This window comes from Lentzea sp. NPDC092896 (assembly GCF_044754905.1).
Classification (GTDB): domain Bacteria; phylum Actinomycetota; class Actinomycetes; order Mycobacteriales; family Pseudonocardiaceae; genus Lentzea.
Genome location: NZ_JBIVPX010000006.1, coordinates 273,171 through 291,871 on the forward strand (window position 1 = coordinate 273,171; position 18,701 = coordinate 291,871).

Here is an 18,701-nt window from a genome sequence, read left to right on the forward strand (position 1 = left end):
CCCGGTGACACACCTAGACTCCCGAGGTGTGAGAGCTGAGTACCGGTTGCTGGGACCGCTGGAGGTAGTGCTCGACGGCGAACCCGTGGCGGTTCCCGCCGGCCGCGGCCGGGTGCTGCTCGCCACGCTGTTGTTGCGCGCCAATCGGTTCACCTCCGTGGACGAGCTGGTCGAACGGTTGTGGGAGGGTGCTCCTCCGGATCTGGACCGGGCGCACAAGACGTTGCAGACGGTCGTCATGCGGCTGCGGCAGGCGCTCGGCGAGGCGAACTGCGTGCGGCACGAGCCCGGCGGGTACCTGGCCGAGATCGAACCGGAGCAGCTCGACCTGCTGAGGTTCCGCGCGCTGGTCTCGCGGCAGCAGTTCGGGCCCGCGCTGGCGTTGTGGCGGGGGCCGGTGCTGGGCAACGTCGTGTCGGAGTCGCTGCACCGCGACGAGGTGCCGTCGCTGGTGGAGGAGCAGCTCGCCGCGCTGGAGCAGCGGATCGAGGCCGACCTCACGGCCGGGCGGTCCGCGGACCTGGTGCCGGAGCTGCAGGACCTCACCCGCAGGCATCCGTTGCGCGACCGCTTCTGGGGTCATCTCATGTTGGCCCTGTACCGGTCGGGGCAGCAGGCCGGCGCACTCGCGGCGTATCGGCAGGTCAGCGAGATGCTCGCGGACGAGCTGGGGATCGACCCGGCGCCCGCGCTGAGCGAGTTGCACGAGCAGATCCTGCGCGGAGAGGTCGCGCCGCCGAAGGAGAAGCGCGTCACGCCGAGGCAGTTGCCACCGGATCTCGCCACCTTCGCCGGGCGCGAGGGCGACGTGGCACGGCTGGCGGCCAGCGGGGCGAAGGTGCTGGCCATCGCGGGCACAGGTGGCGTCGGCAAGACCTCCCTGGCCGTGCACTGGGCCCATCGGATCAGCGAGCGGTTCACGGACGGCCAGATCTTCGTGCACCTGCGCGGTCAGGATCCGGTGCGGGCCATGCCGCCGCAGGAAGCCCTGACCCTCGTGCTCAAAGCGCTGGGCGCCGACTCCGCGCCGGCCGGTCTGGACGAACAGGTGGCGCTCTACCGGTCGCTCGTGGCGGACCGGAAGTTGTTGCTGGTGCTGGACAACGCCGCGAACGCCGAGCAGGTGCGCCCGCTGCTGCCCGCGTCCGCCGGCGCGCTGACGATCGTGACGAGCCGAGGCGACCTGCGTGGACTCGCCCTGCACGACGCCGATTTGCTGCGGCTCCCGGTGCTGAGCGACGACGACGGAACGCGCGTGCTGGAGCGGGTGCTCGGCGCGGACCGGGTGCGGGCCGAGGCAGAGGCCGCCGCCGCGTTGGTGCGGTTGTGCGGCGGGTTGCCGCTCGCGCTGCGCATCGCGGCCGCCGACCTGTCCTCCCCGGACGCGATGACCATCGCGGACAAGGTCGCGCAGCTCGACGACGACCGCCTCGGCGAGCTCGCGGTGCCCGGCGATCCCGCCGCCGCGGTCAGCGTCGTCCTGGACGAGAGCTACTCCTCGCTGCCGGAGGAGACGCGGATGGTGTTGCGCCGGCTGGGATTGCTGCCCGGCGCGGACTTCACCGCCAACGACGCCGCCGTGATCGCCGGCCTGCCCAACGCCCGCCGCCACCTCAACCACCTGGTCGGCGTGCACCTCGTCGAACAGCGCGGCACCCGCTTCGCCCTGCACGACCTGCTGCGGGTGTACGCGAGGGAACGGTGCACGAGCGAGGAGGCCGACGAGGCCATCGGGTGGCTGTACGACTTCTACCGCCGCATGACCTACGACGCCGCTGAACTGCTGTTCCCGGACCAGCGGAAGTACCCGCTCGCGGCAGTCACGACCCCGCTGCCCGACGTGGTGCTGAAGAGCACGGACGAGGCGTTCGCGTGGCTGAACGCCGAGCACTCGAACCTCCTCCAGACGGTGCTCGTCGCAAGCGAGCGGGGCGATCACCGGCTGGTGGCCGAGCTCGGAGCCGTGCTCAACGGCTTCTACTACGAAGTTCGTGAAGACGCGAACTGGTCGGTGCTGTGTGAGATCCGGGATCGCTCCAGCCGTGCGTCCGGCGATGACCTGCTGGTCGCCGGCTCGGACCTGGGCTGCTCCATCTACCGCTTCTGCCAGGGGGACTTCGCGGGGGCGATGCAGCTCGCGCGGGAAGCGCTCGGCATCGGCGTCAAGGAGGGTGACCTGGCGATCCAGGCGAGCGCGCACGGCAACGCCGGCGCGATGGCCCGGATCGCGGGCGACCTGGACGACTCAGCAGAACACCTGCGGCAGGCGCTTGCGATCCATGAGCGGACGGGTTCGACCGAGGGGCAGGCGTTGGTCCTGCAGACCCTCGCCAGCCTCTGGTGTGCGCTGTCCGACTACCCGGCCACCGAACAGGCGCTGCTCAGGGTGCTGGAGCTGGCCGACTCACCTGCCGTTCGCCTGATCACTCACGACAGTCTGGTCACAACCTGTCTGGATCTGGGCAGGTTCGCCGATGCCAGAGCGCACTACGAGTTGTACCTCGCGCTACTGGCCGAGCTGGGAAACCCCCTGCGCGTCTCCATCGGCGCCACCTCCGTCGTCAAGATCGACCTGGCACTCGGGAGGGTCGACGAGGCTTTCGACCTCTTGCTCGACATCCTCGAAGAAGCGCGGCACAGGGTCGGCATGGAGGAGGAGTTCCACGTCTGGCATGCGCTGGAAGACGTGATGGACCACTGCGGTGCGCACGGGGACGCGCTGGCCGCCGCCATGGTCCGCCTGAGGCTCACGGGTGAGGACTCCGCGGTTCCTGCATATCGGCTCACCGCGCATTGCTCGGCTGCGCGGGCGTACCGGAAACTCGGCGAGCTCGAGCGGGCAGCGAGCCATCTGAACGAGGCCCGCGCACTCCGGGCCGGTGTCGCTTACGCGCTCGAGGGAGAAGGAGTGCTGCTCAGCGAGCGCTCGTTGCTCCACCTTGCGATGGGCGAGCTTTCGGAAGCGTTGTCGTGCGCGGAAGAGGCAGTCGCCACACATCAGCGGCACCGCCAGCGGTATCTGGAAGGACAGTCGCACGAAGTGCTCGCGACCGTGCGCCGTGCGTTGGGGGACGAGGAAGGCGCGCAGGCCGCGGAAGCGTTGGCCGCCAATGCCTACCGGGACTGCGGCGTACCGGTAGGTTCGCCCGCGTGACTGCCGAGTACCGCGTTCTGGGGCCGTTGGAAGTGCTGCTCGACGGCGAGCCGGTGGCTGTTCCCGCCGGCCGCGGCCGGGTGCTGCTCGCCACGCTGTTGTTGCGCGCCAACGAGTTCGTGTCGGTGGACGAGCTGGTCGAACGGGTCTGGGACGGCGAGCCGCCCGCCGCCGGCCGCGCGCACAAGACGTTGCAGACCGTCGTGCTGCGGCTGCGGCAGTCGCTGGGCGCCGCCAACTGCGTCCGCACGTCGTCGAACGGCTACCTGGCCGAGGCCGCTCCCGGACAGCTCGATCTCGCCCGATTCCGCGAGCTCGCCGCGCGGGGCGAGCACCGTGCCGCGCTGGAGCTGTGGCGCGGTCCGGTGCTGGGCAACGTCACGTCCGAGTCGCTGCACCGCGACGACGTGCCGCGACTGGTCGAGGAGCAGGTCGTCGCGCTCGAACGCCGCATCGACGAGGACCTGGCCCGGCCGGCCGACCTGCTGGTGCCGGAGCTGTGGTCGCTGGTGCGGCAACACCCGTTGCGCGAGACGTTCTGGGCTCAGCTGATGCTCGCGCTGCACCGCGCGGGCCAGCAAGCCGAGGCGCTCTCGGCCTACCAGGAGATCCGCAAGCGGCTCGCCGACGAGCTGGGCGTCGACCCCGGCCAACGGCTGCGCGAGGCGCACGCGCAGGTCCTCAGCGGCGAGGTGCCCGTCTCGCCGATCGTGCCCCGGCAACTGCCGCCCGCCTATCCGCACTTCGCGGGCCGTGAGCACGAGCTGGAGCAGCTGACCGAGATGGTCAGGACGCGCCCAGACGAACCCGTGCTGATCTCCGCGATCAACGGCATCGGTGGTGTCGGCAAGACGGCGCTCGCGGTGCAGTGGGCACATCAGGTCGCCGAGCGCTTCCCGGACGGGCAACTCCACGTCAACCTGCGCGGCTTCGACGTCCGAGCCGAGCCTCTCGACCCGATCGCGGTGGCCCGCGACTTCCTCGCAGGACTCGGCGTGCCCGCGAAGGAGCTGCCGACGTCGGACGAGGCGGTGATCGCCGAGTACAGGTCGTTGCTGGCGCGGCGCCGGGTGCTGGTGGTGCTGGACAACGCCAAGGACGTCGACCAGGTGCGGCCGTTGCTGCCCGGCGGGGCCGGGAACCTGGTGCTGATCACCAGCCGCAACCGCCTGAGCGGACTCGTCGCGCGCGAGGGCGCCAAGCCCGTCGCGCTGGACGTCATGGACGAGCGGGCCGCCACCGACCTGCTGACCGAACGGATCGGCACAGCACGGATCGCGGCCGAGCCGGACGCCGTCGCGCGGCTGGTCGAACGGTGTGCGGGCCTGCCGCTGGCGCTGGGCATCGTGGCCGCCCGCGCGGCCTACGGCGACCCGCTCACCGCACTCGCGGAAGAGCTGGAGGAGGAACGGCTCGACGCGCTCGACATCGACGACCCCACCACCGGCGTCCGCCACGTCTTCTCCTGGTCGCTGAGGTCCGTCAGCGAGGCCGCTGCCCGGTTGTTCGTGATGCTCGGCGGCCATCCAGGCCCGGAGTTCACGGTCGAGGCCGCCGCGAGCCTCGCCGCGGTGCCACGAGCGGAATCAGTGAGTGCGCTGAACGAACTGGTGGCGGGCAGTCTCGTCACCCGCACGCACACCGGCCGGTTCTTGCTGCACGACCTGTTGCGGGACTACGCCGCCGAGCGTTTCAGCGAGTTGTCGCGGGAATCGCAGGCCGATGCGCAGCAGCGGATGTTCGACCACTACCTGCACACCTCGCTGGACGCGAACCTGCGGATCGAGGTCAAGATCAGCTGGACGCCACTGGCACCGCCGTCGCCGGCGGCCGTGATCGTCCCGATGCCGGACACCCAGGCGGCGAGGAAGTGGTTCCGGGTCGAGTACCCGGTGTTGCTGGGCGTCCTGAGAGAGATGGTGGCCGCAGGCGCGGACGACCTCGTGTGGCGGTTGGGCTACACGCTGCATCTGCCCCTGTTGCGCTCAGGAATGCTGGTTGACGCCGAGGAAACGGAGTTGCTCGCGCTGGACGCCGCACGACGACGGAACGACATGCTCGGGCAGCCGCGTCTCCACCGCTCGCTCGGAGGGGTCTACATCTCGAAAAAGATGTTCTTCGAGGCAGAGCTCCACCTGCAGTCGGCTCTGCGATTCGAGGAGGAGGGGGCCAACGTCAACGGGCAGGCTGACGTCTCCCGCGGGCTGGCACACGTGTACGAGAAACTGGGGCAGGCCGATCGCGGCCTGGAGATCCTGAGTCGCGTGCACCCGAGGATCGCCGAGCTGAGCGATTATCAGCGAGCCTGCTACCTCGAAGCGTATGGCAGGGCTCATCACCTGGCCGGTGACCAGGAGCGCGCGATCGAGCTCTGCCTGGAAGCGAAAGCGTTGTTCTTCGAGTCGAAACGCCAGGTCATGCCACACGCGAACAACTTCGAGACGCTGGGGGACGTTCATCTGGAACTGGGCCGGTACGCGGAGGCGGTGGAGAACTACCACGCATCCGTCGAGGTGCTGCGGGCGATGGAGCACCGCCAGGCTCTGGGGGACGGGATCGTTCGTCTGGCAAGGGCGCACATCGCGGCAGGGGAACCCGCCGCGGCCCGGGAGCAGCTCACCGAGGCGTTGGCGCTGTACGAGGAGTTCGGCCGGGCCGAAGCCGCTGAGGTGCGGGAGCTGATTGCATCGGTGACGAATGTATGAAGCGAGGTTTGTACCGACCCCCGTGGGGTAATCCAGAAAAGGATTCCCCACCTGGAGGTGTCATGATCGTCCTCGGTCTCATTCTGCTTGTCGTCGGGTGGCTGATGGGTATCAGCATCCTGACGACCCTGGGAGTCGTGCTCCTGGTGATCGGCGCGATCCTCGCCGTGTTGGGCGCGGTCGGCAAGCCGATCGGCGGACGGGCGCACTACTTCTAAACGCGCACCAAGTCACCGTTCCTCCCCTCGGAAACGGTGAAGGGGGAGCCTCCTTTGTGGAGGCTCCCCCTTCTGCTTGTCTCACAAGCTCTTACACGTTGTTCTTAGCGCGTGCGGCAGCGGCGAACACTCCGAACGCGACCCCCAGCATGGCCAGAGCGGCGACAGCGGCAACTACAAGATCAACAGACATGACCAGAAAACTCCCTCTTGCGATCTCTCCCGTCCTAATGACGCCGGGGTACCCCGTTTCGTTGCCTCGGGTAACGTTTTCGGGGTGAAACTCCGTGCTGTGGAAGCGCGTGTGCTCTCCGTAGCACCGTGGCTGCTCGCGTTGTCGGTCGCCGGGCACCTCTTCATGGTCGCGTTCCAGGCGAAGATGACCATGATCGACCTGCTGGTGTACCGCAACGGGTCGCCGCACCTGTTCTCCGGTGACCTCTACGAGTGGCGGCTCGACCAGTACGCGGACGTGTTCCCGCTGCCGTTCACCTATCCGCCGTTCGCGGCCGCGATCTTCACGCCGATGAGCTGGGTGCCGTGGGAGGCGTCGCGCTGGATCTGGCAGCTGCTCTGCCTGGGCTGCCTCTACTACATCGTGCGCACCAGCTTGAAGCTGCTGAAGCTGCAGGACCCGCGCCGCGCCATGATGTGGACCGCGCTGACGCTGTGGATCGAGCCGGTCCGCACCACGCTCAACTACGGCCAGATCAACCTCGTGCTGGTCGCGATCCTGATCGGCACGCTCGCCAGCGCGCGCAACTGGGTCGGCGGCGCCGGTGTCGGTTTCGCCGCGGGCATCAAGCTCACGCCCGCCATTTCCGGGCTGTACTTCCTGATTCAGCGCCGGTGGATGGCCGCTGTGTGGTCGTTCGTCGCTTTTGTCGTGGTGTACGGCATCGGGTGGGCCATCTCACCGTCCCAGTCGGACAAGTTCTGGTTCCAGCTGCTCGGTGACGCGAGTCGCGTCGGGCCGGTCGGCAGCGCGATCAACCAGTCGATGCGCGGCGCCCTGAGCCGCACGGTCGGGTACGACGTGAAGACCGGGCCGATCTACATCGTTGCCGTGCTCGTCGCGGCCGCGCTCACGTGGTTCGCGGTCAGCAAGACCAAGGACGTGCTGGCGTTGATCGTCAGCGTCCAGATGCTCGGCCTGCTGGTCTCGCCGATCTCGTGGAGCCACCACTGGGTGTGGATGGTGCCCGCCCTCCTGTGGCTGATCTACGAGGGCGGACACCTCCTGTGCAAGATCACCGCCGGCCTGTGGGTGCTGCTGACCGGCGGCTACCTGATCTCGTTCCTGCTGCTCGCCCAGCCGAACATCTGGGACTTCCCGCGGCCGTGGGTCTTCGTGGCGCTCGGCTGGGGCTATCCGGCCACGGGCCTGCTCACGCTCGTCGCGATCGGCCTAGCAACCCGGCGTCAGAGGGACGAGCTGCTGTCCCGCGATGAGGAAGCTCCCTACAGCGAACCCACCGGTGTCACCGGCTGAGGCGGGCTTCCAGGAGTTGCGGGCCGCGACCCAGCCCAGCGTTCCGTCGGCGTCCAGCGCGGTCAGGAGGGCCTGCCAGCCCTTCTGCACGTGCGGCAGGTAGGTCTCCCGGTCGAGCACACCCGCGTTGATGCCGGCGGCGATCGCGTAGGTGATCATCGCGGTGGCGGCGGAGTCCTTGCCGGTGCTGCCCCAGAAGCCGTCGTGGCGCTGCAGGAACCTGAGCGTCTGCACGCTCTTGCGCAGCGTCTTGGCGTACTCGGCGCGGTACGGGTGGTCGGCCGGTAGCGCGAGCATCGCCTTGGCCAGGCCCTGCACGGCCCAGCCGTTGGTCTGCACGTTCAGGCTCCACAGACCCGTGAACTCGTTGAACGTCCGGGCCTTGAGGCTGCGGTACGACTTGAACGAGTAGTCGAGCATGGCCTGGTCCTGGTCGGCCACGGCGATGCGCGTGAACGACGGCAGCGCCATGTTCAGCGCGTCCGGCGAGCGCCAGTAGCCGGTCTTCCCGTCCTGCACCTGGGCGCGCAGGTTGTCGCGCAACGGCTGCAGCACCTCGGGCTCCGGGTGGAAGAACGCCACGTCGAGGTACGGCTCACCGGTCGACTGGGCGTCCGGGGCGAAGGGGTTCGCCGGGTCCAGCGGCAGCAGGTACTTGTTCGCCTGCACCCACGGCCACGTCTTGTGGTTGCTGATCCCGGTGGTTCGCACCTGGGCGAGGTTGCCGACGTGGAAGCTCGCGTTGGACCAGGTGTTCGCCGCGAGGTCGGATCCCTTGATGACCCAGGTGGCACTGGCCTTGATCATCGTGTCCGTCACGGCACACGGCACGGCCTGAGCCGCGGTCGGAATCGCGGTAAGTGTCCCGGTCAGAACCAAGATGAAAAGTGATGTGCGCAACCGCATGAGGGTGTTCCCTCTCATATCCGCGGGCGGCGGCAGCGCACATCTTGACCGAATCAGCTCATCGCGTCCAGGACCCCGTCGATTTCCTCGGCGAGGGACACGTCGAGCGCGGTGATTCCTCCCTTGTAGTGGGTGCTCAGGTGGAATGTCAGCGTCTTGTAGCGGATGTCGATGTCCGGGTGGTGGTTGTCGTTCTCGGCGATCTCCGCGATCCGGTTCACGACCATGATCGCGTGGGAGAAGCTCGCCAGCTCCACGGTCCGGACCAGCGCCGCGTCCTGGGCACTCCAGTCGGGCAGCTTGGGCAGCACGTCGTTCAGCTGATCGTCGCTCAACAGCTCGGCCATGCCCTGATCGTCCCACCACGTCACGTAGGCTGCGCGTTGCCACGGGAGTCCGGTGAAGCGCCGGGCTGAGAGGAGGGCTCGCAAGCCCTCGACCGTCCACCTGATCCGGGTCATACCGGCGTAGGGAGAGATTTGACGTGAGAAGGATTTTTGCTGTTGTCGCTGCGCTGGCGTTGACCGGTTGTTCGGCCGGTACTTCGACCGCGCCGCAGACGCACGAGGTCACATTGGTGACGCACGACTCGTTCGTCGTGAAACCCGAGGTGCTGGAGGAGTTCCAGAAGTCCTCGGGAATCACCGTGAAGCAGATCGCGAGCGGTGACGCGGGCGAGCTGACGAACAAGCTGGTGCTCACCAAGGCGAACCCGATCGGCGACGTCGCGTTCGGCGTCGACTCGACGTTCGCCTCGCGGGCGTTGTCGGAGGGCGTGTTCGCCGAGTACGCCTCGCCGGAGGCCTCGAAGGGCGCCCAGCGGTACAAGGCCGACGACACGAACCGGTTGCAGGCCGTCGACGTCGGTGACGTGTGCCTGAACATCGACCCGGCCAAGCTCGGCGGCGTCGAGCCGAAGTCGTACGACGACCTGGCCGACCCGAAGTTCAAGGACAAGCTGGTCGTCGAGAACCCGGCCACGTCCTCGCCCGGTCTCGCGTTCCTGCTCGGCACGATCGCCAAGTACGGCGAGAACGGCTGGCAGGACTACTGGACCAAGCTCAAGGCCAACGGCGTCAAGGTCGTGAGCGGCTGGGAAGAGGCCTACAACCAGGAGTTCTCCGCCACCAAGGGCGACCGGCCGATCGTCGTGTCGTACGCGTCGTCGCCGTCGGCCGAGGGCGGCAAGACCAAGGCCGTGCTGGACACCTGCTACCGCCAGGTCGAGTACGCGGGTGTGCTGTCCGGCGCCAAGAACTCCGCCGACGCGCAGAAGGTCCTCGACTTCCTGCTGGGCGAGAAGTTCCAGGCCCAGGTGGCCGAGCAGATGTACGTCTACCCGTCGCGTGAGGGTGTCGCGCTGCCCGAGTCCTGGGCCAAGGACGCGCCGTTGCCGTCCTCACCGCAGTCGCTTCCCGCGGACAAGGTGAAGGACAACCGCGAAGCGTGGGTCGAGCAGTGGCGCAAGCTCGTGCAGGGCTGAGTTCCCGCACGGGGTGGTCGGCGGCGGCGCTGTTGCCGCTGGCCTTCCTGGGTTTGTTCTTCGCGTGGCCCGTGCTGGCGATCGTGTCGCTCGGGCTGCGCGAAGGTGGCGTGGCCTCCGCGCTCGCCGACAGCGACACCTGGGAACTCGTCGGGTTCACGCTGGGCCAGGCGCTGGCGTCGACGGTCGTGGCAGTTGTCGCCGGGATGCCGCTGGCGTTCGTGCTGGCACGGTGCCGGATCCGCGGGCTCGGCGTGATCCGGGCCGCGGTGATGGTGCCGTTCGTGCTGCCGACCGTGGTGGTGGGCCTGGCTTTCCGGACGTTCTGGCCGGACGGCGGGGTGTTGCCGATCGTGCTGGCGAACGCGTTCTTCAACGTGGCCGTGGTCGCGCGAACCGTGGGCGGGCTGTGGGCCCACACCGATCGACGGGCTGAGGACGCGGCGCGGGCTCTGGGAGCTTCGCGTCCGCGCGCGTTCGTGTCGGTGGTGCTGCCGGCGTTGGCACCGGCGATCGGCTCGGCCGCGGCGGTCGTGTTCCTCTTCTGCGCTACGAGTTTCGGCGTGGTGCTGGTGCTGGGCGGGTCGCGGTACCGGACCCTGGAGACCGAGATCTACCTGCGGACGGTCGAGTTGTTCGACCTGTCCGGGGCGGCGGCTCTGTCGTTGTTGCAGTTCCTCGCCGTGCTCGCGGTTCTGGTGCTGGGCGCTCTGGCCCGGCGCCGGCGCGAGACCGCGCTGGCGTTGCGGGGCAGGGAAGAGCTGGCGCGGCGGCCGTCCGGTGGCGAGTGGTACGTGGTGTTCGCCGCCTTCGCCGTGGTGGTGGCGTTGCTGACGCCGGTGGTCGGGCTGGTGACGCGGTCACTGTCCACTCGGGACGGATGGAGTTTCGCCGGGTACGTGGCGCTGAACTCCCGTGGCGACCGCGGCACGCTGGCGGTGACCGGGATCGACGCCGCGGTGAACTCGTTGCGGACGGCCTTCGACGCGACGCTCGTGGCATTGGTGGTCGGGGTGTTCTCGGCGGTGGTGCTGGTCGGGTTGCGGCGGTCCGGGAGCCGGGTGTCCGAGGTGCTCGACACCGCGCTGATGCTGCCGCTCGGGGTGTCCGCGGTGACGGTCGGCTTCGGCTACCTGATCACGATGGACGCGCTGCCCGGCGACTTCCGCACCTCGCCGTTGCTGGTACCGCTGGCGCAGGCGTTGGTGGTGACGCCGTTGATCGTGCGGATGGTGCTGCCGGTGCTGCGGGCCGTCGACGAACGGCTTCGGCAGGCGGCGGCGACGCTGGGCGCCTCACCGTTCCGGGTGTGGCGTGAAGTGGACCTGCCGCTGGTCGGGCGGTCTTTGGTGGCGGCGGCCGGGTTCGGGTACGTGGTGGCGCTGGGCGAGTTCGGGGCGACGAGCTTCCTGGCCCGTCCGGACGCGCCGACGCTGCCGGTGGTGATCGCGCGGCTGATGTCGCGGCCGGGGGAGTTGAACAGCCAGATGGCCTACGCGGCGTGCGCGCTGCTGATGGTCGTGACGGTCGGGTGCGTGCTGCTGATCGAACGGTTGCGCGTACCGAGCAGCGGGGAGTTCTGATGGCGCTGGAACTGGACTCGATCACCGTCCGCTATGGACAGACAGCCGCGGTGTCGGACGTGTCGCTGTCGGTGGCGGACGGCGAGGTCGTGGCGTTGCTCGGGCCGTCGGGGTGCGGGAAGTCGACGTTGCTGCGCACCGTGGCGGGGCTGGAGAAGCCGTCCGCCGGCGCGGTCCGCTGGGACTCCGCCGACCTGGCCGGCGTTCCGGTGCACCGGCGCGAGTTCGGGCTGGTCTTCCAGGACGGGCAGCTGTTCCCGCACCGGACGGTCGCCGGGAACGTGGCCTTCGGCCTGCGGATGAAGAAGGTCGAGCGCGAGGCGCGGGACAAGCGAGTGCTGTCGCTGCTCGAACTCGTCGGCCTCGAAGGCTATGCCGACCGGCGGGTGACGCAGCTGTCCGGCGGTGAGCAGCAACGAGTCGCGCTGGCACGGGCTTTGGCGCCGTCGCCTCGGTTGCTGCTGCTGGACGAACCGCTGTCGGCGCTGGACCGGGCGTTGCGCGAACAGCTCGCGGTCGACCTGGCCCGGTTGTTGCGGGAGGCCGCGACCACGGCTCTCGTGGTGACGCATGACCACGACGAGGCGTTCACGCTGGCCGATCGCGTGGCGATCATGTCGCGCGGCCGGATCGTCCAGGTCGGGCCGCCGGCCGAGGTGTGGTCGTCACCCGTGGACGTGGAGACGGCGAAGTTCCTGGGCTGCAACAAGTTCGTGCCCGGTTCGTTCGTCGGGCTGGACGTGGAACGGGTCGGGCTGCGGGCCACCGCGCTCCGGGTCGACTCCGACGGCCTGCTGGAGGGCACCGTGCTGGAGCGGGTGCACCGACGCGATCACGTGCGGCTGCTCGTGGAGATCGGCGGCGAGGAGTACGAGGCCGTCGGTCCGGTGTCCGTGGGGGACCGCGTGCGGCTCGCAATTGACTTGGACGGCGTCGCGCGCGTCGGGTAGTCATGGAGCCCTATGGGACTTCATGAGGGACGGGTCGCGCTCGTCACGGGCGTGAGCAGGCGGCAGGGCATCGGCTACGCGATCGCGTCCCGGCTTCGTGGCCTGGGCTTCGATCTGTTCGTGCAGCACCACGTCGCACACGACGCCGCACAGCCGTGGGGCGCGGACTCGGTGGACGAGGTGCTGGCGGACCTCGGCGCTCAAGGCCTGGGTGTGGATCTGGCCCGGCCGGACGCGCCGGACGAGCTGATGGCCGCGGCTGTCGAGGCTTGCGGACGTGTCGACGTCCTGGTGTGCAACCACGCGCGGTCTGGCGGCGACGGTCCGTTGGGCTCGTTGGACGCGGCGATGCTCGACGAGCACTACGCGGTGAACACCCGCTCGTCGATCCTGTTGGCGCAAGCGTTTGCCCGCCAGTGGACCAGCACCGGCGGCGGACGGGTCGTGTTCCTGACGTCCGGGCAGAACCTCGGCCCGATGCCCGGTGAGATCGCCTACGCGGCCTCGAAGGGGGCGCTGGCGGCGATCGTCGCGACGCTGTCGCACGAGCTGGCGGACCGGGGCGTCACCGTCAACGCGGTGAACCCCGGCCCGACCGACACCGGCTGGGCCGGGCCCGGGCTGACCGACTTCGTGAACGAGCGGATGCCGGCGAAGCGCTGGGGCCAGCCGGACGACGCCGCCCGGCTGATCTCCTGGCTGTGCACCGACGACGCCGCGTGGATCACCGGACAGGTGCTCAACAGCGAGGGCGGGTTCCGGCGGTGATCAGCCACGCCCCGGACGGGTACGAGTGCCCGTTCTGCTTCCTGCTCGCCGGCGGGGAGACCGAGATCGACAGCCAGAACGACGTCGTGCTGCGCACCGAACGAGCCACGGCGTTCGTCGCGTCCGGCTGGTGGGCCAACAACCGCGGCCACGTCATCGTGATCCCCAACGAGCACCACGAGAACATCTACGACCTGCCCGCCGAGTACGGCCACGCCGTGCACGACGTCGTCCGCGAGATCGCCATCGCGATGCGGGACGCGTACGGCTGCGAGGGGATCTCCACCCGTCAGCACAACGAGCCCGCCGGTGGCCAGGACGCGTGGCACTTCCACATCCACGTCATCCCGCGGTACCAGGGCGACGACCTCTACGGGTCGAAGCCGCTGCCGGGATTCGCCACCGGCGAGCAACGCCGGCCTTACGCGGACAAGCTGCTAGCTGTCCTTCGTGACCAGGCGGATCGCCGCCAGCCCGGTGCCGATCAGCAGGTAACACCCGGCGAGCAACGTGCTGTCGCCGATCTGCCCCCACGGGATCGGGTCGCGCATCACGTCGATCAGCCCGGGGAATCCGGTCGTGATCAGGAACGGGTGCAGCCAGTCCAGTGACGAGAACTGCCCCAGCACCTGGAACACGATGATCGTCACCATCGTCGCCGCCTGCACCACCAGCGGGTGCTCGGTGGCGGACGAGACGGCGAGGGCGACCGCGCCGATCGACACCATCTGGAACGTCACCAGCAGGATGAACAAACCGATGCGCACCAGGCCCTCTCCGGTCGAGAGGGTGGTGCCGGACAACGTCGCCATGCCGTCGGAGCCGAGGAACGCGGTGCCGGCGATGATGCCGACGACGGCCATCAGCGTGACGGCCAGCAGCGACATCGCGGTGAGCCCGAACAGCTTCACGAACAGCAGCCGCACGCGGGACACCGGCGCGACCAGCAGGCCGCGCAACGTGCCGTGCTGGGCCTCGCCCGCCAGGCCGTCCGCCGCCCAGATCGACGCCACCAGCGGCAGCAACAGGTTGAGCGACAGGAACAACGTGAAGATCGGCACGACCATGCCGTTGCCCTCGATGATCGCGGCGAGGCCAGGACCGCCGCCACCGTCCTCGCCGGCCGTCCAGATGCCGAAGCTGATGATGATCGGCACGAGGATCAGGCCGAACAACCCGATGAGGGTCCGCGGCCTGCGCAGCATCCAGCGCACCTCGGAGCCGAACTGACGCGTGATCATCGCCGTCCCCCGTCCAGAGTGTCCACAGCGGACATTCCGCGCTCGGCCTCCTCGGCCTCGGTGAGCCGCGCGAACAGCTCCTCCAGACCGGTCTTCCAGCGCGTCGCCTCGTAGACCTGGGCGCCTCCGTGCACGAGCGTCTCGATCACCTGCGGCGCGCTCGTCCCCGCGAGCTCGACCCGCAGGCCGTCACCGAGCGGCCGGGCGGAGATCTTGGCCTGCCGCAACGCGCTCAGCGCCTTCTCGACGTCCGGTGTGATCACCTGGAGCGCCGAACCGCCCGCCTGCAGCAGTTCGGTCAGCTCTCCTTGCGCCACAACGGTTCCCCGGTGCAGCACGGCGACGTGCGTGCAGGTGGCCTCGACCTCGCTGAGCAGGTGGCTCGACACCATCACCGTGCTGCCGGACGCGTGCAGGTCCGCGATGATCTTGCGGATCTCCCGCGTGCCGGCCGGGTCGAGGCCGTTGGTCGGCTCGTCGAGGACGACGAGCTTGCGCGGCACGAGCAGCGCCGCGGCCAGGCCGAGACGCTGCTTCATGCCGAGCGAGTACCCCCGGTACCTGCGGTGGGCCGCCTGCGCGAGCCCGACGCGTTCGATCGCGTCCTCCACCGCCTGCTTGATCTCCTTGCGCGGCAGCAGAGGCTCGAACGCGGCACACCTGACGAGGTTCTCCCGCCCGCTCAGGAACGGGTGGAACCCCGGACCCTCGACCAGCGCGCCGACGTGCGGCAGCACCTGCTCGGCTCCGTCGGGAAGACGTTGGCCGAGCAGTTCGATCTCCCCCTGCGTGGGGCGGACCAACCCGAGCAGCATCCGGATCGTGGTCGTCTTGCCGGACCCGTTGGGCCCGAGCATGCCGAGCACGGCACCTTCCGGCAGCTCCAGGTCGACGCGGTCCACGGCGACCGTGCTCCCGTACTCCTTGCGCAGACCCTTGGTCCGCGCGGCGACAGCGTGTTTCGACGGCGCTGTCACCGGCGCGCTGGTCGAGGTGGTCACTTCACCTGTCCGATCGTGTCGAACAGGACCTGCTCGGGCACGGCGCCCGCGACGACACGGCCGTCGTCGGCGATCAGGACCGTGGCGACCTTCGTGTTGAAGATCTTGCCGCTACCCCAGGCACCGCTCACCTTCTTGGTGAACCGGTCGACCATGCCCTGCGCCTCGGCGGGCACCTGGGTCATGGCCTCCGCCGGAATCCTCGCGCCGACGACGGTGTCCCAGCCGGTGCCGAAGATCTGCGGGTCCTTGCCCTGCAGTGCCTGCTCGATGCCCATCTCGGGCATGCGGTCGCGGCCCTTCTCCTCCTTGGCCTCCGGCGTGGTGACCTTGGCGTTGGCGGGCGGCGTGAACTCGAACAGCTTCGAGTCCTGCGGGCCGACGTTGATCTCGCTGAAGCCGACCAGGCCGACCGGCTCGCTCGTGCCGTTGGTCAGCACGGCGACGCGCAGCGGCATCTTGAGCTCGGAGTCGACCGCGATCCGCACCTCGCGGATCAGGGTCTTCTCGCTGGCCTTGGGGGTCAGCACGAGCTCGTAGGCGGCACGGTTCGCGACTCGCGCGGTGCCGTCGACGCTGATGTCGCTGAACTCCTTGGTCAGCCCGACGACCTGCTTGGCCGCCGCGGCCGGGTCCATCGTCTCGGCCTTGCCCGCGTCCGGCTTCGGCTGGTCGGCCTTGTGCTCGGACTTGGTGACCTCGTTGTCGGCGGAGTTCCACGACCACGTGGTCGTGCCGTCGTCGACGATGGTCTGCTCGGACTGGCCGTTCGGCAGGGCGGCGCGGAACTTGCCGTTGCCGTCCGTCCAGATCCGCGCGCTGTGCTTGCCGTCGGCGAGCTGCGGGATCTCCGCGATCGACGGGAGACCGAGCTTGTTGTCGACCTCCACGGTTCCGCCGAACGCACTCGGGTTGCTCGTCAGCACCTGCTCGACGAGCGTTTCCGCGGACACATCAGGCAGGGACGGCGGCTGGCCCGCACCCGCCGGCATGGCGAGCAGGCTCAGGCCTGTCGCTCCGGTGATCACTCCGGCCGCCGCAGCGGCCAGGGTCACCTTTCGCTTGTTCATCAGTGGTCCCCTCCTCCAAGGGCTTGTGCTCATAGCTTGGTGGTGGGTTGCTGAGATGGTGCTGAGACTACTCCCACCTGCGGTTTTGCGCTCCGCGCAGAGCGCTTTCTGAGAGTCGGCTGAGATCTTGCGCGCGGCTGAGAGTCACGCGCGGCATGCTGTGACCCGTGAAGCCTCGGGTGCTGGTCGTGGACGACGAAGTCGGCGTGCGTCGGGCGTTGGAACGCGGCCTGACGGCGGAGGGCATGGAGGTCGTCACCGCCTCCGACGGGCCCACGGCGTTGCGGGTCGCGTTGACCGGGGCCTTCGACGTGGTGCTGCTCGACATCATGCTGCCCGGGCTGTCCGGGTACCGGATCCTGCAGCGCATGCGCGCCGACGGGGTGCGCACGCCCGTGCTGATGGTGTCCGCGAAGGACGGCGAGGTCGACCAGGCCGACGGGCTGGACCTCGGCGCCGACGGGTACCTGGTCAAGCCGTTCAGCTTCGTGGTGCTGGTCGCGCAGGTCAGGGCGTTGCTGCGGCGCGGTGGCGGGGCGCGCCGGAGGCTGACGCTGGGGCACCTGGTGATCGACCGCGGGCTGCGCGAGGTCAGCTGGGCCGGGCAGGACGTGTCGCTGTCGCCGCGCGAGTACGCGGTGCTCGACGTGCTGGCGTCACGGGCGGGGTCCGTGGTGACCAAGGACGAGCTGCTGCGGACCGTCTGGGGAGACGAGCAGGCCGCCACTCGCAACGCGGTCGAGGTCTACGTGGGGTACCTCCGGCGCAAGCTGGACGCCGTGGGGGCGGGCGAGGTCGTGCGGACCATCCGTGGACACGGCTACATCGCGTCGACCCCTGACCTCGACAACGCGCTGGGGAACAAGTGAACCCTCGCCGCTGGTGGTTGCGGCGCACGTTGCGCTTCCGCATCACCGTGGTGGCCACGGGGGTGGCGTTGCTGTGCCTGCTGGCGTTCACCGGGCTGGCGCCGGCGTTGATCGGGCTGATCCAGATCACCGCCGTGGACCAGGAACTGGAGAAGTCGCCGCCGCGGGTGCTCGACGTGTCCGGGACGCCGGTGGACGGCCAGCCGCCGCTTCCGTTGACGGCGCAGGACATCCGGGCCCTGAGGTCCGGCGAGCCCGTGCTGCGGATGGAGGGGGAGTCCGCGCTCAGGTTCCGCGGGCAGGTGGTGTTCGCCGGGGACGGGTCGCCTCGCCTGGAGGTCTACGCGAGCACGTTGCTCGGCTACGGGAAGGCCAACACGCTCGGCACGCGCTGGCTGGCGTTCGCGGCGGTGCTGGTGGCGGGGCTGGTGGGGATCGCGACGTGGCTGTCGGTGCGGTCGTCGTTGCGGCCGGTCGAACGGATGCGGGTCGCGGCGGGGGAGCTGCCGCACGGGGAACGGTTGCCGGTGCCGTTGGCGCGGGACGAGTTGCAGGCGCTGGCGGAGGCGTTGAACGGGTTGCTTGCCCGGCGAGATGAGGCTTCTGACCGGTTGCGCAGGTTCACGGGCGACGCGGCGCACGAGTTGAGGTCGCCGGTGGCGTCGGTGCGGGCGCAGGCCGAGGTCGCGGTGGCGCATCCGGATCCGGACTTCTCGATCGAGGTGCTGGAGTCGGTGGTCGAGGAGTCGATCCGGCTCAGCGCGCTGGTGGAGTCGCTGCTGATCCTGGCGCGGGCGGACACCGGGGTGCCGGGGCGGGCGGAGGCGGTGGACCTCGTGCTGGAGGCCGAGGCGGCGATCTCCCGGCTGGACACGGAGTTGCTGGTCCGGCTGACCGCGCCGCCGTCGGCGTGCCTGGTGTCGGCCACCCGGTCCGAGGTCGAGCTGGTGCTGGACAACCTGCTGCGCAACGCCGCCCGGTACGCGTACTCGACGATCACGCTGACGCTGGTGCCGGTCGGGCGGGACGTGCGGTTGCTCGTGGACGACGACGGGCACGGGATCCCCGCCGAGCACCGGACGAAGGTGTTCGACCGGTTCTACCGGGTCGAGGAGGACCGCGGGCGCCGCTCCGGCGGGTTCGGTCTGGGGCTCGCGCTGGTGTCGCACCTCGTCGGGCGGCGCGGCGGGTCTGTCCGTGCCGCGGAGTCACCTGCCGGTGGTGCGCGTTTGGAGATCCGCTGGCCGTCCTGGTAGCAAGC

At 69.4% G+C, this 18,701-nt stretch carries 15 protein-coding genes, 1 pseudogene and 1 riboswitch; of the genes and pseudogenes, 11 read left to right on the forward strand and 5 right to left on the reverse strand.

Annotated elements, in window-relative coordinates; translation table 11 throughout:
- Positions 1–28: 28 nt before the first annotated feature.
- The 4 genes from ACIQF0_RS29220 to ACIQF0_RS29235 all read left to right on the forward strand — a co-directional run bounded on the left by ACIQF0_RS29220 (position 29) and on the right by ACIQF0_RS29235 (position 7,569).
- Positions 29–3,154, forward strand: coding sequence for a BTAD domain-containing putative transcriptional regulator (locus ACIQF0_RS29220; protein WP_401034492.1), 3,126 nt, complete (start codon positions 29–31; stop codon positions 3,152–3,154).
- A complete protein-coding gene (locus ACIQF0_RS29225; RefSeq protein WP_401034495.1) occupies positions 3,151–5,859 on the forward strand; it encodes a BTAD domain-containing putative transcriptional regulator in 2,709 nt (902 codons plus the stop codon). Before ACIQF0_RS29220 ends, ACIQF0_RS29225 begins: the two co-directional genes overlap by 4 nt.
- Before the next feature lie 62 nt (positions 5,860–5,921).
- The gene (locus tag ACIQF0_RS29230; protein ID WP_089909616.1) at positions 5,922–6,077 is read left to right on the forward strand and encodes a DUF6131 family protein; all 156 of its coding nucleotides are present in this window, start codon (positions 5,922–5,924) and stop codon (positions 6,075–6,077) included.
- Positions 6,078–6,354: 277 nt separating this feature from the next.
- Complete coding sequence (locus tag ACIQF0_RS29235; RefSeq protein ID WP_401034499.1) at positions 6,355–7,569, forward strand: mannosyltransferase; 1,215 nt, start codon at positions 6,355–6,357, stop codon at positions 7,567–7,569.
- On the opposite strand, the gene ACIQF0_RS29240 is transcribed toward ACIQF0_RS29235, so the two are convergent.
- Both ACIQF0_RS29240 and ACIQF0_RS29245 read right to left on the reverse strand, forming a co-directional pair.
- The gene (locus tag ACIQF0_RS29240; RefSeq protein WP_401034502.1) at positions 7,486–8,388 is read right to left on the reverse strand and encodes a glycoside hydrolase family 88 protein; all 903 of its coding nucleotides are present in this window, start codon (positions 8,386–8,388) and stop codon (positions 7,486–7,488) included. The genes ACIQF0_RS29235 and ACIQF0_RS29240 overlap by 84 nt on opposite strands.
- 140 nt (positions 8,389–8,528) lie before the next feature.
- Positions 8,529–8,822, reverse strand: a complete 294-nt coding sequence (locus tag ACIQF0_RS29245) for a 4a-hydroxytetrahydrobiopterin dehydratase (RefSeq protein WP_401034505.1) — start codon at positions 8,820–8,822, stop codon at positions 8,529–8,531.
- A 31-nt stretch (positions 8,823–8,853) separates the two neighbouring features.
- Positions 8,854–8,966: riboswitch (TPP riboswitch) on the forward strand.
- Here ACIQF0_RS29245 and ACIQF0_RS29250 point away from each other — a divergent pair.
- The 5 genes and pseudogenes from ACIQF0_RS29250 to ACIQF0_RS29270 all read left to right on the forward strand — a co-directional run.
- Entirely contained in the window at positions 8,960–9,958 is a 999-nt protein-coding gene (locus ACIQF0_RS29250; RefSeq protein ID WP_360037822.1) for a thiamine ABC transporter substrate-binding protein, read from the forward strand. It overlaps the preceding riboswitch by 7 nt.
- The gene (locus tag ACIQF0_RS29255) at positions 9,934–11,541 is read left to right on the forward strand and encodes an ABC transporter permease (protein WP_401034912.1); all 1,608 of its coding nucleotides are present in this window, start codon (positions 9,934–9,936) and stop codon (positions 11,539–11,541) included. Before ACIQF0_RS29250 ends, ACIQF0_RS29255 begins: the two co-directional genes overlap by 25 nt.
- Positions 11,541–12,491 carry an ABC transporter ATP-binding protein gene (locus ACIQF0_RS29260; RefSeq protein ID WP_401034507.1) on the forward strand — a complete coding sequence of 317 codons (951 nt, stop codon included), beginning with the start codon at positions 11,541–11,543 and terminating at the stop codon, positions 12,489–12,491. The genes ACIQF0_RS29255 and ACIQF0_RS29260 overlap by 1 nt, the downstream gene beginning before the upstream one ends.
- Before the next feature lie 12 nt (positions 12,492–12,503).
- Positions 12,504–13,259 carry an SDR family oxidoreductase gene (locus ACIQF0_RS29265; RefSeq protein WP_401034510.1) on the forward strand — a complete coding sequence of 252 codons (756 nt, stop codon included), beginning with the start codon at positions 12,504–12,506 and terminating at the stop codon, positions 13,257–13,259.
- A gap of 86 nt (positions 13,260–13,345) precedes the next feature.
- Positions 13,346–13,606 (forward strand): annotated as a pseudogene (locus ACIQF0_RS29270) (HIT family protein); the annotation flags it as partial.
- Positions 13,607–13,696: 90 nt separating this feature from the next.
- Here the strand turns inward: ACIQF0_RS29270 and ACIQF0_RS29275 are convergent.
- From ACIQF0_RS29275 to ACIQF0_RS29285, 3 genes are read right to left on the reverse strand one after another with little or no spacing between them, the layout of a single operon-like run.
- On the reverse strand, positions 13,697–14,500 hold the full coding sequence (locus ACIQF0_RS29275) for an ABC transporter permease (protein ID WP_401034512.1): 804 nt from the start codon (positions 14,498–14,500) through the stop codon (positions 13,697–13,699).
- On the reverse strand, positions 14,497–15,501 hold the full coding sequence (locus ACIQF0_RS29280) for an ABC transporter ATP-binding protein (protein WP_360037811.1): 1,005 nt from the start codon (positions 15,499–15,501) through the stop codon (positions 14,497–14,499). The genes ACIQF0_RS29275 and ACIQF0_RS29280 overlap by 4 nt, the downstream gene beginning before the upstream one ends.
- Entirely contained in the window at positions 15,498–16,571 is a 1,074-nt protein-coding gene (locus tag ACIQF0_RS29285; protein ID WP_360037808.1) for a hypothetical protein, read from the reverse strand. Before ACIQF0_RS29285 ends, ACIQF0_RS29280 begins: the two co-directional genes overlap by 4 nt.
- A gap of 167 nt (positions 16,572–16,738) precedes the next feature.
- Here ACIQF0_RS29285 and ACIQF0_RS29290 point away from each other — a divergent pair, with 167 nt between their 5' ends.
- Positions 16,739–17,440: a response regulator transcription factor gene (locus ACIQF0_RS29290; RefSeq protein WP_360037805.1), complete on the forward strand. Its 702-nt coding sequence runs from the start codon at positions 16,739–16,741 to the stop codon at positions 17,438–17,440.
- Positions 17,437–18,696: a sensor histidine kinase gene (locus ACIQF0_RS29295; protein WP_401034516.1), complete on the forward strand. Its 1,260-nt coding sequence runs from the start codon at positions 17,437–17,439 to the stop codon at positions 18,694–18,696. Before ACIQF0_RS29290 ends, ACIQF0_RS29295 begins: the two co-directional genes overlap by 4 nt.
- The last annotated feature ends 5 nt before the right edge of the window (positions 18,697–18,701 follow it).

What these genes read in the sequence shown, in the direction of transcription:
- ACIQF0_RS29260 (WP_401034507.1), top strand. Translation starts at nt 11,541, where the DNA reads ATGGCGCTGGAACTGGACTCGATCACCGTCCGCTATGGACAGACAGCC.
- ACIQF0_RS29245 (WP_401034505.1), bottom strand. Translation starts at nt 8,822, where the DNA reads ATGGCCGAGCTGTTGAGCGACGATCAGCTGAACGACGTGCTGCCCAAG.
- ACIQF0_RS29285 (WP_360037808.1), bottom strand. Translation starts at nt 16,571, where the DNA reads ATGAACAAGCGAAAGGTGACCCTGGCCGCTGCGGCGGCCGGAGTGATC.
- ACIQF0_RS29230 (WP_089909616.1), top strand. Translation starts at nt 5,922, where the DNA reads ATGATCGTCCTCGGTCTCATTCTGCTTGTCGTCGGGTGGCTGATGGGT.
- ACIQF0_RS29265 (WP_401034510.1), top strand. Translation starts at nt 12,504, where the DNA reads ATGGGACTTCATGAGGGACGGGTCGCGCTCGTCACGGGCGTGAGCAGG.
- ACIQF0_RS29275 (WP_401034512.1), bottom strand. Translation starts at nt 14,500, where the DNA reads ATGATCACGCGTCAGTTCGGCTCCGAGGTGCGCTGGATGCTGCGCAGG.